Origin of the sequence: Ephemeroptericola cinctiostellae, assembly GCF_003339525.1 — a bacterium.
Taxonomy (GTDB): domain Bacteria; phylum Pseudomonadota; class Gammaproteobacteria; order Burkholderiales; family Burkholderiaceae; genus Hydromonas; species Hydromonas cinctiostellae.
Genome location: NZ_CP031124.1, coordinates 134,006 through 152,852, shown reverse-complemented (window position 1 = coordinate 152,852; position 18,847 = coordinate 134,006). Strand labels below are relative to the sequence as shown.

The following is an 18,847-nucleotide window of genomic DNA, read 5'->3' as shown; positions in this document are numbered from 1 at the left end:
TCATTGCATTAAATAGGCTTGAAAACCGAATCAACCCATTCAGCGTCTGCGTGATGCAGGGCGTTGCATAAAATGATCCGTTCCGCAGCGCGTACATCATCCACAGAAAACGTGCATTCACGTGCGCCCAGCGATGCGTCGGCCAGCAACTCTGCGCGTGCAATGCCCGGCAATACGCCGCTGCTCAGTGGTGGTGTTAGCCATTCGTCATTCAGCTTGATGAAAATCGATGAGCGCGCACCTTCTGTGACGTGCCTAAGCTCATTGACAAATACGTAATCAAACAAATCATGGGCTCGCGCAGCGGCCAAAGCCGCGTTGTAATCGGCGCGCACACTGGTTTTGTGTTGTAAAAATGGATTATTTGACTGCATGACTTGGGGGTGAAAAGCAAAGCGAGCCTGTTGTGGCGTGTCCTCGGCCGCCGCAATGGTCACGACCAAAGCACCGCTTTGCTGTAAACCGACGCGCACGCGCAAGCGATCCACCGCAAGGTGTCGATGTTCAAACAGTGCTTGCTCAACAGCCTGAAGCCACTCAGGTGCATCAAACATCACCTCAAACGCGGCTGCACTGCGTGCCATGCGTTCAGCATGCCGCACCAGTAAACGCACCCGCCACACGCCTGTCTCATCGCGTTCTGCGCACATCGTTTCAATGATTTCAAATGGAGGGGCGTGACGAGTCAAAAACTTGGCTTTTAGCCATGATTCTTGCCATTCATCCAAAGCTACTGAGCCGAAAGTGATGCCCGCCCCCACATTGCATTGCACAGGCCAGCGTTGAGTTCCCAGCCCGTGCATGGCCACTGGTTCAGCCCTTGTTTCCAATGTACGGATTGGCACAGAAAACGTGGCGTTGAATTGCCCGTTGGTGGTCGGGGTGAGGCAGCCCAAAGCACCACAGTATGCGCCGCGAGTGAATGGTTCGAGCGCATCAATGATCTCCATTGTTCGCCGTTTGGGTGCGCCTGTGATCGAACCGCATGGAAACAGTGCGTCCAACAACTCGGCCAAGCTTGGTTGGGTCGACACATCCGCACGTACGGTTGATGTCATTTGCAACACTGCGCCGTAACGCTTCACCTCAAATAGTTTGGGCACGCGCACCGCCAGCGTCTGTGGCAAGCGTGACAAATCATTGCGCATCAAGTCAACAATCATCACATTTTCAGCGCGGTTTTTTGGATCTGCTGCCAACAACGCCGCCCTGCGGGTGCTGTCGTTGTCGCCTTCTGGACCCGCCTCTCCCACGGCCGCAGTGCCTTTCATCGGTCGACATGTCAGGCTTAAACCTTTCAATTCGACAAACAACTCAGGGGAAAAAGACAGCACGCTGCTGTGCTGTAGCGTCAAAAAAGCACCGTATGGAATCCGTAGGTCATGCACCATCGCATGGTACACGCGTGCCAGTGCCGCATCAGGTCTTGCTTGTGGGCTGTGTGCCAAAATATCGGCTACCAAGGGGAAAGTGTAGTTTACTTGGTAAGTGTCTCCAGCGGAAATCCATTCGCGGATTGCATCAATGCTGTTGCAAAACTCAAGTTCGGTTACACGGCTGATGGGCTCGGTTACTTGTGCTGTGGCGCCTTCTGCTTGCTGTTTGAGCCACGCCAATGCTTGTGCGCGATCCAAGTGTTGTGGCTCGTCAAATTGCATTGCTTGTAACCACGGTGTGGGTGGTACATCGGGATGGGCTTGCGGTTTCATTGACAGATGCAAATGCTCGCCCACCGCACAACCCTGCGCCGCTTCGTAAGACAGCGCCACAACCACATGCCCGCCCGCTCGTGCCACCACATCCAGTTCGGCCAGTGCTGATTGCAATTGCGCGCGCGCCTGAGCTGCCGTTGCCTGTGTAGGCGATGCCACATGCCAAGCCTTGATGGCGCAGGTGAACAGGCGGCTCATGCTTTCAGCAGAACTGCCATCAAAGAGTAAAGCCGTGCATTGATTTAAATCGCGCATTGTTTGGACGGGGGAGGGTTAAAAGACAGATGAGTTTCTCATGGTGACAAAAAAACCAGCTAAACGCAATGTTTGCTGGTTTTTTTAACCGTGATGCTGGTTTTTTTTTGGCTCCCCGACCAGGATTCGAACCTGGGACCTGCGGATTAACAGTCCGTCGCTCTACCGGCTGAGCTATCAGGGAATAGAGTGCAATTATGACGTTCTTTTCGAAAGTCGTCAAGAACTTTTTGATAAAAAGTTTATATTTTTATGCTTGAAAAGCCGATTTCTATTCTAACGTGTTTTATAGTTAATGTGTGCTTATTTTTTCAGCAAAAATAACACGCAATTGTTCGATTTCGGTGAGTCGCTTGTGCGCACTGTTTTTGTTTTTTCGACTCATGGCAAAAACCAGTGCATCAATGAGCATCATCAAAGGTGTGTTGGCATCCCAGCTGGAGGCGTGGGCAAGGTGGGCGGGTAAAATGTGACGGGCGACGCGGGTGATCGGCGAGTGAAACTCATCGGTGAAAAGAATGATGTTGAGTTTGCGTTGTGAGGCGATGTCTGCGAGATGGGCGGCATCTTCCCAATAACGGCGAATGTCAAAAATCACCAATGTGTCGCCCTTGTGCATGTCGGCGATGGCATGTGGCCAATTGGAGGGGTGCGATGAAATCAATTCAATGTCTGGGCGCATGGCCTTGAGGTGATTGGCGAGTACTTCGGCAAGCGGGCGGGTGAGGCGGCCACCGAGTAACCACACGGGGCGACGTGTGTCACACAAAAGCTCAACCGCACCGTCAAACTCTCCACGTGGGATGTGGGCGATGGTGTCTTGCATGAGGGTGTGCAGCTTGTGGGCAAAGTGGGCTAAAAAGTCGTTGTCGTCGATCTGGGGGCTGGGGGTTTCATGACGGGCAAGTGGTGATTGAAGGCGAACCTCAAGTTCCGCTCGCAGTTTGTTTTGAAATGCACCATAGTTGTCGAAACCGAGTCGTGCCACCCAGCGCAAGATGGAGGGGCCGCTGACGTGGGCGCGAGCGGCGAATTGAGCGATGGTGTCCAGCCCGACCATTGGGTAATTGGCGAGCAGCACGCGGGCAATTTTGCGTTCGCTGGGGGTGAAGCCATCCATGTTGGTGCGCAATTGTTCTGCGATGGTGCTTGGCTGAACCATGGGTTTCTCCTAAGGTGCTGAAATGGTGATGGTTTTTGTTTTTACGAGTTGTAATTTTTATTACTTTATTTTAAATAAAGCATTAAAAATAATTTACAATACATTGCGTTGGTGTTAATCTTGTGCACCAATGGTACCCGATGCATGTTCAAGGTGGGTTGTCCATATGCAAATGGTATGCTGTTTTTCAGACCGATTCAAGAAATTGAATTCCTTTTTTGAAGTGTTTCAAAGGGGTGGCAATGAGTCAAATATTAAAAATAGACAGCGCGGATGCGCTCAAGAAGCTCATCATAGAACGAGACATGCGCCAAGTCAAAGTGGGTGTGGTGGACATGGATGGTGTGATGGCGGGTAAATACATGTCGCGTGATAAGTTTTTTGCCTCTTTGGAGGGCGGTTTTGGTTTTTGTGATGTGTTGTTTGGTTGGGATGTGAACAACAGTTTGTACGATAACACGACGTTGACAGGCTGGAAAAATGGTTACGCCGATGCGATGGTGCGGATTTTACCTGAAACCGCGCGTGAGTTGCCGTTGGAAGACAACATGTTGTGGGTGCAAGGGGAGCTGATGGGTCGGCTGGAGGGGATTTGTCCTCGTGGGGTTTTGCGTCGGGTGCTGAAACGGGCAGAGGACATGGGTTTGTTTGCAGTGGCTGGATTTGAGTATGAGTTTCTAGCCGCTGATGAGGATGGCGAATCTTTATTGGCAAAAAATTACCGCCCAATCAAGCCGTTGGGACGTGGTTACAGTGGGTATTCGGCGTTACGCAACACGGTCAATGCGGATTTTTACCGCAGCTTGATTGATGTGTGCGAGCACATGGGCATAACGCTTGAAGGTTTTCATGAAGAAAGTGGGCCGGGTGCGTTGGAAGTCGCGCTGTGTGTTGACGCCGCGTTGCCCGCTGCGGACAAGGCGGCCACATTTAAAACTTTTTCTAAAGCGGTGGCGCAATTGCAAGGGCGCATGCTGTCGTTCATGGCGAAATGGGATGAATCATACCCAGGTCAAGGCGGGCACATCCACCTCTCTTTACAAAATGCCGAAGGTAAAAATTTATTCTACGACGCAGAAGGCAAAGGCCATATGAGTGAAATGCAGCGGCATTTCATTGGCGGTTTGCAACAATTCATGCCGCACATCATGTGCATGGCAGCGCCGAACGTCAACAGCTTTCGTCGTCTTGTGCCAGGCTATTGGGCGCCGACCAATGCCACATGGGGCATTGATAACCGCACGGTGTCGTTGCGGGTCATTGAGGGCAGTGCGAAATCACAACGGGTTGAATACCGCTTGCCAGGTGCAGATGCAAATCCTTATCTTGCCCTCGCCTCTGCTCTGGCGGCCGGTTTGCATGGGATTCAACACAAGATTGAACCCGATGCGCCTGTAACGGGTAATGGCTATGCGCAAGAGGTCGCGCCACACCGCCGATTGAGCCGCACTTTATGGGAGGCGGCACAGCAACTCAAAGGTTCGGAGGTGGCGCGCGATTGGTTTGGTGATGATTTTGTTGATCATTATGCGGCGACACGTGAGTGGGAGGAGCGTGAGTTTCAAAAGCATGTGACCGATTGGGAGTTGAAACGGTATTTTGAGGTGATTTAAACTTAATTTGAGCCCACGATTTGGTTTGAGATGTGATTTGCTGGTTTTTTTTGATGGTTTCAAATTTTTAAATGTACTTTGCAGAGGTTTTTTTATGTCCACTTACAGTGCCGATATTTTATGGGTGTGCGATGACACCGATTTTTTAAGCAATCAATACAGCCGCCGTCACACGGTGACTTTTGATGGTGGCGTGATCTTGCCCGCCTCTTCTTCACCGCATGTCGTACCGCTACCGATGTCTGATGTGTCGGCGGTTGATCCTGAGGAAATGTTTGTGGCATCGTTAAGCAGTTGTCACATGTTGTGGTTTTTGACCATGGCGCTCAAACGCAAGTTTAAAGTGGTCAGTTATCGAGATTCTGCTTCAGGTGTCATGGCGAAGAATGACGCTGGAAAAATGGTCATGACGGTTGTCACTTTGCAACCACATGTGGTGTTTGAAGGCGATGCGCCCACGCGGGAGCAGTTGGATGCTTTGCACCACCGTGCGCATGAAGAATGTTTCATTGCCAATTCGGTCACGACCGATGTGCGTTGTGAGCCGATCTATTGATCTATTGATCTATTGATCTATTGATTTATTGATTTATTGATCTATTGATTTATTGATCTATTGATTTATTGATCTATTGATTTATTGATTTATTGATTTATTGATTTATTGATTTATTGATTTATTGATTTATTGATTTATTGATTAATTGATTAATTGATTAATTGATTAATTGATTAATTGATTAATTGATTAATTGATTAACGGCTCGGTGAGGCGCGTGTTGTGGGCTTCAACTGATTTTGGCAGGTGTCATCATGAAAGCCATTAATCCATTGGTGGTCATTGTGGCTGCATTGGGTGCTGAGTTAGGCTGTGTTTTTATTGTTTTTTTGATTGGGGTGGATATGAGCACTACATTTTCAGTGGTTTCTCCTGTTGATGGGCAAGTATTGGCTGAATATGGGTATGCCAGTGGTGAAGACATTCGTCAGGCACTGGAGGCATCGCAGCAGGTTGCTTTAACATGGCAAAACACACCGTTGGCGCAGCGTAAAGTGCTGGTGGGTCAGGCCATCGATTGGTTGGTGTCGCAGCGAGATCGCATCGCTGAGGCCATTGCCCAGCAAATTGGTCGACCCATTGCACAGGCCGCAGGCGAGGTGCGTGGTTTGGAAGAGCGCGCACGGCACATGATTGCGATTGCCGATGAGGCCTTGGCGGACAATTATCCCGCACCGAAAGAGGGCTTTACACGTTTTTTACGCCGAGAACCTCTCGGCACGGTGTTGGTGCTTGCGCCTTGGAATTATCCTTTTTTAACCGCCATCAACACCATTGTGCCTGCATTGGTGGCGGGCAATCGGGTCATCTTGAAACATTCGTCACAGGTGCCTTTGGTGGCTAAAATATTTGATGAGGCGTTTAAAGCGGCGGGTTTACCGAATGGGGTGTTTCAGGTGTTGCACATGACGCATGACGACACGCTGGCTTTGATTGGCAGTGAGGGCATTGATTTCGTGGCGTTCACGGGTTCGGTCGAAGGTGGGCGCACCGTGCAGCGCGCAGCGGCGGAGCGTTTCATTGGTTTGGGTTTGGAGTTGGGCGGCAAAGACCCTGCGTATGTGCGGGCGGATGCTGATTTAAACAATGCGGTTGAAAATTTGGTGGATGGTGCATTTTTTAATTCAGGACAATCGTGCTGCGGGGTCGAGCGGATTTATGTGCACGCCAGTTTGTACGATGATTTTGTGGCGCAATTCGTTGAGCTGACCAAAGGCTATCGCTTCGGCAATCCGATGGATGCGAATACCAATTTGGGGCCGATGGTGCGTGCGCGTGCCGCTGATTTTGTGCGTCAACAGATCGCCGATGCGGTGGCTGCGGGCGCGAAAACTTTGATTCCTGCGGGGCATTTTACCCATGATGCGCCTGGTACGGCTTATCTTGCGCCACAGGTTTTGGTGGATGTTGACCACCGCATGCGGCTGATGACCGAAGAGAGTTTCGGTCCCGTGATTGGCATCATGCCTGTGTCGGGGGATGAAGAGGCGCTGCGTTTGATGAATGACAGCGATTTCGGTTTGACCGCATCGATCTGGACGACCGATGCGGATGCGGCGATGGCTTTGGCCGATCAGATTGAAACGGGTACGGTGTTTATGAACCGCTGCGATTACCTTGATCCTGCGCTGGCATGGACGGGGGTCAAAGACACAGGGCGCGGCGTGTCCTTGTCTGCGCTGGGTTATGCGCAGTTGACGCGGGTGAAGTCGATTCATTTTAGAACGGCTTAACAGTGGGGCAACATGGTTTTTCTGAGCATTAAAATAAGTCGTCATTTCCGCTTAGGCGGGTTCGTTGACGCAATGCGTATCTATCATTTCAAACGCTTCAAGCCAGCAATAATGTTTGGCGTTTAATTGGATTCCCGCCTACGCGGGAATGACGGGTGATGGTGTTGCGTCAGTGTCAATAACGGGCTGAAACATGCCCAAAAAACTAAATCCACTAAAAAGGAGTCACCATGGAGTTGCGAGGCAATTGGAATTACCCGACCCCCATTCGTTTCGGTGCGGGGCGAATCAGCGAGTTGGCTGGTTTGTGCGCGGAGTTGAATATTAAGCGTCCGCTGTTGGTGACCGATCGTGGTTTGGCTGAAATGCCGATGACGGTCAAGATATTGAAGCAGTTGCAGGATGCGGGGTTGAGTGCGGCGTTGTTCTGCGACATGCGGCCAAACCCGATTGGACGTGATGTCGATGCAGGCGTGGCGGCCTACCATGCGGGTGGGCACGATGGGGTGATTTCATTGGGCGGTGGCAGTGCGTTGGATGTGGGCAAGGCGATTGCTTTGATGTCGGGGCAGGATCGTCCGCTGTGGGATTTTGAAGATGTCGGTGACAATTACCTGCGGGTCAATGTGGCGGGCGTGGCACCTTCGATTGCGATTCCAACCACCGCGGGCACGGGCAGCGAAGTCGGGCGCGCCTCCCTCATCATTGACGATGTGGCACACCGCAAAGTGATTATTTTTCACCCAGCGATGTTGCCGCAACGAGTCTTGGCTGATCCTGAATTGACCACAGGTTTGCCTGCTCATTTGACGGCTGCGACCGGTGTGGATGCATTGGTGCATAACATCGAAGCTTTTTGCTCGCCGTTTTACCATCCGTTGGCACAAGGGGTGGCGTTGGAAGGCATGAAGTTGGTGCATGATTTTTTACCGCGTGCTTATCACAATGGGCAAGACATTGAAGCGCGTGCGCAGATGTTATCCGCCTCACTCATGGGTGCGACGGCGTTTCAAAAGGGGTTGGGCGGTGTGCATGCATTGGCACACCCGATTGGTGCGGTGTTTGACACGCACCATGGTTTGGCCAATGCGATTTTGTTGCCGTATGTGTTGGTGCGCAATCGAGAGGCCATTGTTGAGCGTTTAAGTTCTGCGGCGCGTTACATCGGTTTGGCTGACAGCAGCTTTGATGGCTTTTTGAGCTGGGTATTGGATTTGCGACAGTCGTTGAACATCCCGCACACCTTGGCCGAAATCAACATCCCGTTGGATCAAGCCGATGCGATTGGGGCGATGGCCAAAAATGACCCAAGCGATGGCGGTAATCCCGTGCAATTGACTGCGGCGGATTATGCCGACATTTACCGTGCGGCGGTGGCGGGTGCACTTTAAAGAACATTATTCATTCATCCATCATGTGTGTTTTTGAGAAAGCGTTGGAGGTCATCATGGAAAAAATTAAACCAGTCATTGGGTTGACGGCTTATCCGAGTGGCGAGGGCCATGGTTATCACACGCCTCGGGAGTATTTGGAGGCGGTGGTGCGAGCGGGTGGTGTGCCTGTGTTGTTGCCGCCGATGGGCGCGGACATGGTGTCCGCGTGGTTGTCTCGGCTGGATGGGCTGGTGTTGATTGGTGGGGGTGACATCGACCCTGAATTGCACGGTGAGGACATGCATGAGACGATTTACAGCCTTAATCCAGTACGAGATGACACAGAGCTGAGTTTGACACGAGCCGCACTGGCACTCGGTATGCCGATACTGGCGATTTGTCGTGGTTTGCAGTTGGTGAATGTGGCGTGCGGTGGTAGCTTGCACCTGCATTTGCCTGAAGTGGTGGGCGAGGAGGTGCTGCACCGCAGCGCATCCAGAACGCCAACGGTTCATGCTGTGAACGTTGCACCTGATTCTTTGCTGGCCGCAACCATGGGCTCGACTCGGGTCATGACCTCGTCGTGGCATCATCAGGCCGTGAATCAATTGGGTGACCATTTGCAGGCGGTGGGTTGGGCGGAAGATGGTACCGTTGAGGCCATCGCATCGTCGTCGGCTCAATTCTTATTGGCTGTGCAGTGGCATCCTGAATTGACTGCGGGCACGGATGGGACGCAGCAAGCTTTATTTGATGGTTTGGTGCAAGCCGCCCAGAAAGTGGAGGTGTGATTTAAAGACAACATTACTCTACGACCCCATCAGTTTATCAATTTAAATCTCAATCTCAGTCTAACCTCAGTTTCGATACGAATGCACAACAGTCATTCTTTATGACCATAAAAGCAGCAGTTAAACACTTCAAGGAGTGCAACGATGAGTAAAAAAATAAGTACACCAGAGCCGCATGATGCCGATGCGAAGTTGCTGGAGAGCATGGGTTATCAGCAAGACCTTCACCGCCGAATGAGTAAGTTTTCAAATTTTGCCGTGTCTTTTTCGATCATTTGTATCTTAGCGGGTGGCATCACCGCCTTCCCCAGTGCGTTGGGGGCGGCGGGTGGTTTGTCGATTGGGTTGGGCTGGATTGTGGGCGCGGCGTTTGCGGTGGTGGTTGCTTTGGCCATGGCGCAAATTGCCTCAGCGTACCCCACCGCAGGTGGTTTGTACCACTGGGGTTCAATTTTGGGCAATAAAGGTTATGGCTGGACAACGGCGTGGTTCAACTTGCTGGGTTTGATTTTTGTGATCGCTTCGGTGAATTTTGGTGTGTATGATCCATTTTTTAAAACGTTGGTAGCACCGCTGTTGGGATTTGATACGACTGATTGGGGCTGGGTGCAGCAAACTGGTTTTATCGCTTTGTTCACCGTCACTCAGGCGATGTTGAATCACAAAGCGGTGGGCTTGACGACCAAGTTAATTGATATTTCGGGTTATTTGATTTTCATCATTGCGACTGTTTTGGTGATTTCTTTGTGGGTGTATTCCAAAACGCCAACCGATGTGTCGCGCCTGCTCACATTCACCAATTTCACAGGGCAAGAGGGCAGCATGTGGCCTGAATCTTCAAGCAGCCTCATGGTGTTTTTATCGGGGTTGTTGTTGACGATTTATACGATCACGGGTTTTGATGCCTCGGCGCATACGGCGGAGGAAACCCACAATGCAGCTGAAAATGTGCCCAAAGGCATCGTTTCATCGGTGCTGTGGTCTGCTTTGTTTGGTTTTGGTCTGGTGGCTACATTTTTGCTGGTGATGCCTGATTTGGCTGAGGGTGTGAAAAGTGGATTGGGCTTTTTTGCAGCATTGCTTGACAGTTTGCCTGCTGGCTTAAAAGTCATCTTGGGGCTCGGCATTTTTGCAGTCAATTACCTGTGCGCTTTGGCGGCGATGATGTCGACCTCGCGCATGATTTATGCCTTCGCACGCGACGGTGGTTTGCCCGCATCCAATGCATTGAAATCGGTTGACCCTGTTACCAAAGCACCCACTGCTGCCATTTGGGCAACCGCCATTTCATCGTTTGTGGCGACATTGTACGGTGATGCTTTTGTGGTTTTGTCTACGGCATGTGCGGTGTTCATGTACATCTCTTACATCATGCCCACGGCGGTTGGTTTCTTTGTGGAAGGCAAAACTTGGACGAAAAAAGGCCCGTTTGATTTGGGCGGTTTGTCCAAACCCATCGCATTACTGGCGGTGATCGGTGGTCTGGTGTTGATTTTTGTGGGCATTCAACCACCCAATGAAAAAGTGCTTTATGCGATCATTGCTTTGGTGGTGTTCTTGGCTGTGTTTTGGTGGGGCTTTGGAGAGCGCAATCGATTCAAAGGGCCGCCCAACATCAAATAAAAGTTTAAATGAGCGGGGCTTTGATGAAAAAAAGAGGTGCGTTTGCACCTCTTTTTTATGTGTTTTATGAATACAATGGCCATCGTGGCCGCACTGTGAATGTGTCTTGATGCTTGAGCAGGGATGGATCTTGTTGCGCAGACAAACACCCTGCCAACGCAATCATCGCACCGTTGTCGGTGCATAAATGCAATTCAGGATAGAACACTTTAAAGCCGTGTTTGATCGCCATGGCGTTTAAACGTGCGCGCAGCTGGGCATTTGCACCGACACCACCTGCAATCACCAAACGGTTGAACCCGCTGGCTTGCAATGCTTTAAATGCCTTGTAGGTTAGTACATCCACCGCCGATTCGACAAAGGCATGCGCAATGTCTGCTTTGTCTTGATCGGTCAAAGGAGCAATCATTTGCAGTTTTTTGGCTTGGGTCAACACCGCTGTTTTTAAACCCGCAAAGCTGAAATCAAAATCACCGTTGTGCATCATGGGGCGGCCAAATTTGAAGCGGTTGGGCACGCCTGACTCCGCTATTTTTGAAACCGCGGGGCCACCCGGGTAGGACAAGCCCAGCACTTTGGCGGTTTTGTCAAACGCTTCGCCTGCTGCGTCGTCCAATGTTTCACCCAACAGTTGATATTGACCCACACCATCCACACGCATCAATTGGGTGTGACCACCTGAAACCAGTAAAGCGATGAAAGGAAATTCTGGCGGATTGCTGGACAGCAAAGGCGACAGTAAATGTCCTTCAAGGTGATGGACATCAATCACAGGTTTGTTCAATGCAAATGCAATCGCATTCGCACAAGCCGTACCCACCAGCAGCGCACCTGCCAAACCCGGGCCGACGGTGCAGGCAATGGCATCGACATCGTTGAGTGTCACGCCCGCTTCGGCCAACACCACATCGGTCAGCGGTAACACACGGCGAATGTGGTCGCGCGAAGCCAGCTCAGGCACCACGCCGCCGTAGGCGACGTGCATGTCGATTTGTGAGTGCAGGGCGTGTGCAAGCAGGCCGCGCGCCGAGTCGTACAGCGCGACACCCGTTTCATCGCAAGAGGATTCAATGCCAAGGATTAACATGTTTAAACTTAATGAGTGTAGAAAATAACAATGTGCGAATGTATTTTTTAGATTCACACAACCGTCATTGTAACAGCCTATGCTGTTGTGCAGCACGGCACATGGTTCGTGCATCACAATTTCTGGGGGTAACTATGCTACATTATGGACGTCAATATTTAACATCTTGGACTCGCATCATGACCATTTTCACCTTATTGAGCACAGGGCTAAGCACCCAAGTGCAGGCAAAAACATGGGCAACTTTAAATGGTCAGCCACCGATTGTGATTGGTCACCGCGGCTTAGCGGGTTATTTTCCTGACCACACTTTGGCAGGTTATGAGCGTGCGGCCGAATTGGGCGCGGACTTTATCGAACCTGACTTGGTGTCAACCAAAGACGGCGTGTTGATTGCCCGCCATGAGCCGAATTTAAAAGACACCACCGACATCAGCGAACGCCCAGAATTTGCGGCGTATAAACGTGTTGAGCACGTGGATGGCAAAGATGAAGAGGGTTGGTTTGCTTGTGATTTGACTTTGGCTCAAATCAAAACGTTGCGAGCCAAACAGCCACGCGCTGATCGTGATCCGCAGTACAACGGTCAGTTTGAAATTCCAACGTTTGAAGAAATTTTGCAATTGCGCGAACGCGTGAGCAAAAAACTGGGGCGTGAAATTGGCGTGTACCCTGAAACCAAACACCCGACATGGCACCAAGAAAAAGGTTTGCCGCTTGAAGCCAAATTGGTGGCACTGTTAAGCACATACCATTTGAACCGTGCCGATGCGCCCGTGTACATCCAATCGTTTGAATTGACCAATTTGCGCGTGTTGAAGCAGCTCAGCCCCGTGAAACGCATTTATTTGATCGATGGCGACGACGTGTTGGCCGATGGCACGGTGACCAGCGGGCGACCCTATGATTTTGTCAAAAAAGGTGATCCGCGTAAATACAACGAGATGATGAGTGATGCGAATTTGAAAGAAATCGCTCAAGTGGCGCAAGGGATTGGCCCGTGGAAAGTGTACATTGATTCCTATGTGACCGACGCGTCAGGCATTAAAACACGCATTCCCGCGACCGATGTGGTGAAACGTGCCCACGCGGCAGGCTTGGCACTGCATCCGTTCACTTTCCGCAATGAAGCCAAGCATTTGACGGACACCGATGCGGGTGACCCTTACAATGAATATGCGCTGTTTTTTGACTTGGGTGTCGATGGGGTTTTCAGCGATTACACCGATACCGCTGTGGCGGCGCGTGCGCGCATGAGCAAAGACTAGGGGGCGTTAATGTTGATTCTGTAGTTGATTGATTATATTGGGAAATGTGAGGTTTTTTTGATGGTGACGAAAAAACCTCTATTTTCAATTTGAATCAATGAGTGAGCTTGGTTGGTGTGAATAGCCCCTGGTTTGTAACCCTCAAAATCCATCAATGAGCCTTACTGCGGTATTGCATTTTCGGATATTCCTGAAAGTTGGAGTTACTCATCATTTATGTTTCTTGCAAATGCATCCTGATTCGCAACCCATTGGAAAAAGGATTGAGTTTGATAAAAACCATATTTTTGCGCGACGGTGGGTAGATCGTTTTTTTTGAACCCCTTGGGCTTCAATAGCCAATGTGAATAAGGTGGTTTTCTGCCCAAAGACGTTAAATGCCTGTCGCACAAGTAGCAAGTGCCAGCTTCAAAGCTATCGACAAAGAGGCTAAATTACGCTTGACCAACTGGTTGGTGGGCGAAGGAGAGAGCGTTGAAAATATGCAATCATGCTTTCGCATTGTTGCGAAATATCTTCATGAGCGAGGTAACGGGTAGGGCTTGTAGAAAGATCATGAGGCCAGCTCCCCAAATATAGGCTTGCTCGCTTCCGAAAATTGTAACCGCAAGCATGCCACCAGGCCAAGCAAGGATCAAGAAAGGGCAGGTGAGCAGGATGCCAAACATCATGAGCTTGCCGCCAATGAGGTTGCTTATTGGGAAAATGAGCGCATAAGCTGCGGCGCAAGCGACCTGAGCAGTAGTTAAACGGTTGTGCATAGATTGAAGCCTTAACGCCGAGCTAAACGGCAGTTTTTAAGTCGCAGTTTTGTGGAATACTTTTGCGCAGCAAAGCCATAAAATTGCGACTTAAAAATTGTCCAGCCACACAGTGGCTATGGGGCAACAACTTATTAGCCATATAGCCTATTGCGAATGTTTTTGATTACCTCGGAAATTGGGTCTTCATTTTCTGACCACTGGTCATATTCAAAATGTTCGGCAAGATTGATTGAAAAAAGAGAACTAACAATTTTTGATACTACCAAGTATAACTCTTGTGAAAGCCTCCTTAGTTCAGAAATTTCATACGAGAATTCATAATGTTGCATTTGATTGCGTAAATTAGACGCGCTTTCAATTAATAATTTTTCTGGTTCTGATAAAAGAGCTAAATTCAAACCCAGTGTAATTTTTAAAGCTTCATGAAGGTTGATTGTATATCCGCTTTTTCCTTTGAATATTGAGGATGACGTTTTTTCTTGAGTGTATGATTTTAAAACAAGTTCTAGACCCAAAATTAGATTAAGAACGACAAATTTGTAGCGGTTATTAGTGGTGGCTTGCTATAGCCTTCCAAGAAAAATGAATCATACCCCTCTTCATTTTTCCAATGAACAATATGATCGTCATTATCAAATTCCTTGTTTGATTGTAAATTTCTTTCTGCAACGCTTATTTGTTCTAATGCGTGATAATACTATGCATTGCATTATTAAATAGTTCTAGCTTCATTGCTTTCAGCTTTTTTTGCTAACGTAGGTTGTGCGTCAAAAATACTGATATTTTACTTTCATTTTGCCGCATATTCTGATTGATAAAAATAATAAGCACCTGTTTTTAAAGAAATAAAACAAGTCGGCTTAAATTTGTTGTGGTTTATTATACCTCTTGGCATAGGGAAAATGACTCGTATATTTAGCTCGTAGTCATACCCTAAAGACATGAGTTGTTTTTATTGAATACGCCACACAGTGTGTGCTCAATTATAAGTTTTTCATTGATTGGTCTATCCGTCATGCCTCGCTTGACGCGGCATTTCCTAGAATTGAAGATTGCGGGTCAAGCCCGCAATGACGTGTGGGATTAAATATTGAGGGCTTAAACTATTTTTGTCAAATACGTCACCCTCATCACATTCAATGATGGCGACTTGTAAAGTAGGTGCTGCCTATTTAAAAGTCAATGGATTGGCTGAATTGCCACACGCCCAATAAGCACAGCGATGGTACGATTTGTATTGTCGCTGAATGCTGTTCAGCCCATGTCGCTAAATCTTCCGCCAACAGTTCTGCACCGCCGCCGCACAGCAGCCAATGGGTGGGCGCGTCGGGCATGTAGTGACTCATGAAGGATAGAACAGCGCCTTGTCTCGCCAAACGTGCGCCCGAAGCCAAGGCGTCGAGTGTGTTGCGAGGTGCGTTGTGCGGTGAGAAGTCTCCGCCATTCAAGGGCAGTCGTGCGGTGTGCTGGTGCAGGCTGGTGCGCATGAGGTCGATGCTGGGGGCGATCACCCCACCCACGTGTTGGCCATGTGCGAGTACGCCGTCGATGGTGGTGGCTGTGCCTGCGCTGATGACGAGGTGGTTGCGTTCGCTGCAAATGGCTTGTGCGCCCAGCAGTTGTGCAAAACGATCCGCGCCCATTTGTTGGACTTCGTCGTAAGCGAGGGTGAAGTGAGCGGTGTGTTTCTGCGGTCGAATCATGTGTGAGTTGATGTTGCCAAACAAGGTGTGGATCAATTGTTGCACCTGTTCAAGTCGCGCACTGGAGGCCACATTGCTGATGAAGCACGCCTTTGGGCGTGTCACATTTGACCATGCGTGGCTCAATTGGGCGAGCCAATCTGCATCATGGTGGGTGATGGCGAAAGGCGCTGTATTGGGGTCGAAAGGTTGTTGTTCACTTTGGATGAGCCATTTGATGCGGCTGTTGCCAATGTCGATGAGAAGCATCATGCGCGCTCCGTGATGGGGCGCAACTGCCCGCTGTAAAAAGAACGGATTTCGCCGTTGATGCTCATTTGATAGGCGCCATCGGTATTGACCCCGCAGCCCACACCGATGTGGTGCTGACCTGAAGGTTCGGTCATTGTTAAACGCTGATCATACCAGAGGTCATGGCTATTCCAAGTCTGGGCGAGTTGCTCATGGGGGGCTGTTGAGGCCGTTTCGATGTGCACCAATATGGTATCGACAATTTGCATGATGAGTTCTTCGCGTTGGTGAGCTGTGGGTTGAATCCATGTTTCATCCAGTTGCGCCAAGCCGATGGGCGGGAATGCGGAGGCATCGCTGGTGCTGGGCAGTAGTCGTGTGCCAATGTTGACCCCGACCCCGATGACCACCCAAGCATGCTCACCATCATCGGCCGATTGATTTTGCACCAAAATGCCAACCAATTTACCACGTTGACCCGTATCTGGATGAGTGGCAATCACGTCGTTCGGCCATTTCAATTGCACATGCCAGTCGTGCACCGCACAGACTTGTGCCAAAGCCACGCCGACCCGAAGCGATAAAGCGGGGATGAGTGCGGGTGACAGCAGCAGCCCCAGTGAAAACATTAAATCACCCGTACCGCTCACCCATGCGCGCTCAAACTGTCCGCGGCCGTGGGTTTGATGTTCGGCCACCAGCAATGTGTTGTGTTGGTGAGGGCTATGGCATAATTGCACATTGGTGGAGTCGCATTGGGGGGTGTATTTAATGTGCAAAGCCAAGGAGGCTTGGCTGTGCGTTGACCACCACTTTTGCAAAGCAGAGAGTTGAATCGGTGGAATTTGGGCGACATTGTGCATGTGCAAATTATAAAAGATATGCACTCTGTGTGTGTGCAGTTATGAGAAATAAGAGAGTTATGAGAAATAAGAGGATGATATGAGTGAGCCAGTCAACGCAAACAGCAGTTACTTTAAGCACCATGTGTTTTTTTGTTTAAACGAACGACCAGCCGATGAGCCTCGAGGTGATTGCCTGCGTCACGGCGCTTTGGATGGTTGGGCGCACACCAAACAAGCGGTGGGTGCGTTGAAATTGAAAGGCGTGCGCATCAATAAAGCGGGCTGCTTGGACCGTTGCGAGCACGGCCCCGTGTGCGTGGTGTATCCCGATAACGTGTGGTACAACTATGTGGACGCATCGGATTTGGACGAAATTGTGACCGAGCATTTGCAGCATGGTCGCGTGGTTGAGCGTTTGATGATCGATAAGCAGACGGAGGCGTGATGCGTGCGGGTACAGAAAAATTGACCATTGATGGTCTCGTTGGGATGATCGAGATTGCCGTGGATGTGCCAAAAATTGAACCCAGTGAAGTCAAAGGTTTGGCTCTGGTGGCGCATCCACACCCGTTGTTTGGTGGCGCAATGGACAATAAAGTGGCACAAACTTTGGCAAAAACCTTGAATGAGCTCGGTTACATTGCGGTTCGTCCGAATTTTCGAGGTGTCGGACAAACAGCGGGTGTGCATGACCACGGGGTGGCTGAAACGGAGGACATGTTGGTTGTGCTCGAGTGGATGCGTGCTGAGTTGGGTATTTTCGTCGGTGCACCTCTAGTTTTGGCGGGGTTTTCTTTTGGCTCCTTTGTGCAAAGTCGTGTTGCCGCAGCATTACAAGCGCGTGGCGAGGCGGTGTCGCGCATGATCATGGTGGGCACCGCAGCGGGTAAATGGGATGTTGCACCCGTGCCCTCGGACAGTATTGTCATTCACGGTGAGTTGGATGATACGATTCCACTGGGGGCGGTCATGCGTTGGGCCGAACCTTTGGAGTTGCCTGTGACTGTGGTTGCGGGCGCAGATCATTTTTTTCATCGGCGTTTGCACATCATTAAGCAGATTATTGTGCAACAATGGTGAATACATTGCCCCTTTTATGAGTCGATCGTTTTGAGGCGGTGGTTTTGTTGTTTGTTAAATATTTGTTAAATGTGTGTTAAATCAAAATAAAGCTTATTGAACATATGAGTGAATCCATTTTGCCCGTTGCCGTGTGGCTGGAAAATCAACCAAATATTGGTTTTGAAGGGGGCGTGCCAGAATGGGCGCACCAATTGGAAAATGCGCATAAGGCCAACCAAGTGTGCGTGATGGCGCATGAGCACACCGCTTATGCCAAAGCGGGATTGGCTGGCCATGTGTTGACTGGCGTGTTGTGGCCAGACGAAGATGTATTGGGTCAACTGGAGCACGGCATATCCGAGGCCATGTCTTTGGAAGCCAAAAAATTCATCCTCATCCTGCCGGTGCGGGCAAGCAGTGCGCTGTGGGTGCAGTTTTTATTATGTGAACTGCCCAATGTGGGTGCACAGTTGGATGAGTTGATCACGTTGATGCAATTGGATCGCGATTGGGGCGATTTATCTCAAGGTTTGGTGGTGGATCAGTTGTTGCTTGCGGACCGCGTGTTGAGCTTTAATGGTGATGATGTGATGGCTCAATTTGCCGAGCAAATGAGGGCGTTAAATCCCTTGGCCATGTGGGTTCATAATGGCTTCATCAGTGACGATGACGTGTCCATTCCCATAATGGCGTATAGTGTGGACGCCCCTTTGTGGCGTGAACCACTAAAAAAAGACGATTTGCTCGCATGGGGTGCGCATAAAGTGGTATATTTCTCGTTTTCGCAGCCCATGAATGGTGAGAAAATCAAGGAAATGCTTGGTCGCTGGCGTATTCAGCATGGGGCGAGCATGACTCGGTTGCTTGCGGTGGTTAATTTACAAGGCGAGGTGTCACCGTTGTGCATGCAAGCCTTACAGTATTTGTGGTCAGACATGTTCATTGATGTGTGGCCAGAAGGCCGAACACCTGAGACACACATGTGGATTTTGGGTCAAGGTTTGCCTTGGGATGAGTTGGAAGTGGAGCTTCAGCAGTGCATCGCTTGAGTGTGAAGAGCAAAAGA

16 protein-coding genes and 1 tRNA gene are annotated in these 18,847 nt (G+C 50.0%); 10 read left to right on the top strand and 7 right to left on the bottom strand.

Annotation, left to right across the window (positions count from 1 at the left end):
* Window positions 1–8 precede the first annotated feature (8 nt).
* From DTO96_RS00775 to DTO96_RS00765, 3 genes are all read right to left on the bottom strand, one after another.
* Window positions 9–1,967, bottom strand: coding sequence for a chorismate-binding protein (locus DTO96_RS00775; RefSeq protein ID WP_114561749.1), 1,959 nt, complete (start codon window positions 1,965–1,967; stop codon window positions 9–11).
* A gap of 108 nt (window positions 1,968–2,075) precedes the next feature.
* Window positions 2,076–2,151 (bottom strand) — tRNA-Asn (locus tag DTO96_RS00770).
* A gap of 108 nt (window positions 2,152–2,259) precedes the next feature.
* Window positions 2,260–3,129: a MurR/RpiR family transcriptional regulator gene (locus tag DTO96_RS00765; protein ID WP_114561748.1), complete on the bottom strand. Its 870-nt coding sequence runs from the start codon at window positions 3,127–3,129 to the stop codon at window positions 2,260–2,262.
* A gap of 242 nt (window positions 3,130–3,371) precedes the next feature.
* Between DTO96_RS00765 and DTO96_RS00760 the strand changes: the two genes are divergently transcribed.
* The 6 genes from DTO96_RS00760 to DTO96_RS00735 all read left to right on the top strand — a co-directional run bounded on the left by DTO96_RS00760 (window position 3,372) and on the right by DTO96_RS00735 (window position 10,821).
* On the top strand, window positions 3,372–4,742 hold the full coding sequence (locus DTO96_RS00760) for a glutamine synthetase family protein (RefSeq protein ID WP_114561747.1): 1,371 nt from the start codon (window positions 3,372–3,374) through the stop codon (window positions 4,740–4,742).
* A 94-nt stretch (window positions 4,743–4,836) separates the two neighbouring features.
* Complete coding sequence (locus DTO96_RS00755) at window positions 4,837–5,298, top strand: OsmC family protein (protein ID WP_114563856.1); 462 nt, start codon at window positions 4,837–4,839, stop codon at window positions 5,296–5,298.
* A 257-nt stretch (window positions 5,299–5,555) separates the two neighbouring features.
* Window positions 5,556–7,034, top strand: coding sequence for an aldehyde dehydrogenase family protein (locus tag DTO96_RS00750; RefSeq protein ID WP_225972524.1), 1,479 nt, complete (start codon window positions 5,556–5,558; stop codon window positions 7,032–7,034).
* 230 nt (window positions 7,035–7,264) lie between these two features.
* Window positions 7,265–8,425: an iron-containing alcohol dehydrogenase gene (locus DTO96_RS00745; RefSeq protein ID WP_114561746.1), complete on the top strand. Its 1,161-nt coding sequence runs from the start codon at window positions 7,265–7,267 to the stop codon at window positions 8,423–8,425.
* Window positions 8,426–8,481: 56 nt separating this feature from the next.
* Window positions 8,482–9,198 carry a gamma-glutamyl-gamma-aminobutyrate hydrolase family protein gene (locus DTO96_RS00740; protein WP_157964287.1) on the top strand — a complete coding sequence of 239 codons (717 nt, stop codon included), beginning with the start codon at window positions 8,482–8,484 and terminating at the stop codon, window positions 9,196–9,198.
* Window positions 9,199–9,342: 144 nt separating this feature from the next.
* Window positions 9,343–10,821, top strand: a complete 1,479-nt coding sequence (locus DTO96_RS00735; RefSeq protein ID WP_225972523.1) for an amino acid permease — start codon at window positions 9,343–9,345, stop codon at window positions 10,819–10,821.
* Window positions 10,822–10,885: 64 nt separating this feature from the next.
* Here DTO96_RS00735 and tsaD read toward each other — a convergent pair whose 3' ends face one another.
* On the bottom strand, window positions 10,886–11,908 hold the full coding sequence (gene tsaD / locus DTO96_RS00730; protein ID WP_114561744.1) for a tRNA (adenosine(37)-N6)-threonylcarbamoyltransferase complex transferase subunit TsaD: 1,023 nt from the start codon (window positions 11,906–11,908) through the stop codon (window positions 10,886–10,888).
* A gap of 179 nt (window positions 11,909–12,087) precedes the next feature.
* On the opposite strand from tsaD, the gene DTO96_RS00725 reads away from it, so the two are divergent.
* On the top strand, window positions 12,088–13,176 hold the full coding sequence (locus DTO96_RS00725) for a glycerophosphodiester phosphodiesterase (protein WP_114561743.1): 1,089 nt from the start codon (window positions 12,088–12,090) through the stop codon (window positions 13,174–13,176).
* 488 nt (window positions 13,177–13,664) lie between these two features.
* On the opposite strand, the gene DTO96_RS00720 is transcribed toward DTO96_RS00725, so the two are convergent.
* The 3 genes from DTO96_RS00720 to DTO96_RS00710 all read right to left on the bottom strand — a co-directional run bounded on the left by DTO96_RS00720 (window position 13,665) and on the right by DTO96_RS00710 (window position 16,737).
* The gene (locus DTO96_RS00720; RefSeq protein ID WP_114561742.1) at window positions 13,665–13,937 is read right to left on the bottom strand and encodes a hypothetical protein; all 273 of its coding nucleotides are present in this window, start codon (window positions 13,935–13,937) and stop codon (window positions 13,665–13,667) included.
* 1,175 nt (window positions 13,938–15,112) lie between these two features.
* A complete protein-coding gene (locus DTO96_RS00715) occupies window positions 15,113–15,895 on the bottom strand; it encodes a type III pantothenate kinase (RefSeq protein ID WP_114561741.1) in 783 nt (260 codons plus the stop codon).
* Complete coding sequence (locus DTO96_RS00710) at window positions 15,892–16,737, bottom strand: biotin--[acetyl-CoA-carboxylase] ligase (RefSeq protein WP_114561740.1); 846 nt, start codon at window positions 16,735–16,737, stop codon at window positions 15,892–15,894. Before DTO96_RS00710 ends, DTO96_RS00715 begins: the two co-directional genes overlap by 4 nt.
* 79 nt (window positions 16,738–16,816) lie before the next feature.
* Between DTO96_RS00710 and DTO96_RS00705 the strand changes: the two genes are divergently transcribed.
* The 3 genes from DTO96_RS00705 to DTO96_RS00695 all read left to right on the top strand — a co-directional run bounded on the left by DTO96_RS00705 (window position 16,817) and on the right by DTO96_RS00695 (window position 18,830).
* Window positions 16,817–17,164 (top strand): (2Fe-2S) ferredoxin domain-containing protein, encoded by a 348-nt coding sequence (locus tag DTO96_RS00705; protein WP_114561739.1) that lies wholly within the window; start codon window positions 16,817–16,819, stop codon window positions 17,162–17,164.
* On the top strand, window positions 17,164–17,799 hold the full coding sequence (locus DTO96_RS00700; protein ID WP_114561738.1) for an alpha/beta hydrolase: 636 nt from the start codon (window positions 17,164–17,166) through the stop codon (window positions 17,797–17,799). Before DTO96_RS00705 ends, DTO96_RS00700 begins: the two co-directional genes overlap by 1 nt.
* A 104-nt stretch (window positions 17,800–17,903) precedes the next feature.
* Complete coding sequence (locus tag DTO96_RS00695; protein ID WP_114561737.1) at window positions 17,904–18,830, top strand: GTP-binding protein; 927 nt, start codon at window positions 17,904–17,906, stop codon at window positions 18,828–18,830.
* The last annotated feature ends 17 nt before the right edge of the window (window positions 18,831–18,847 follow it).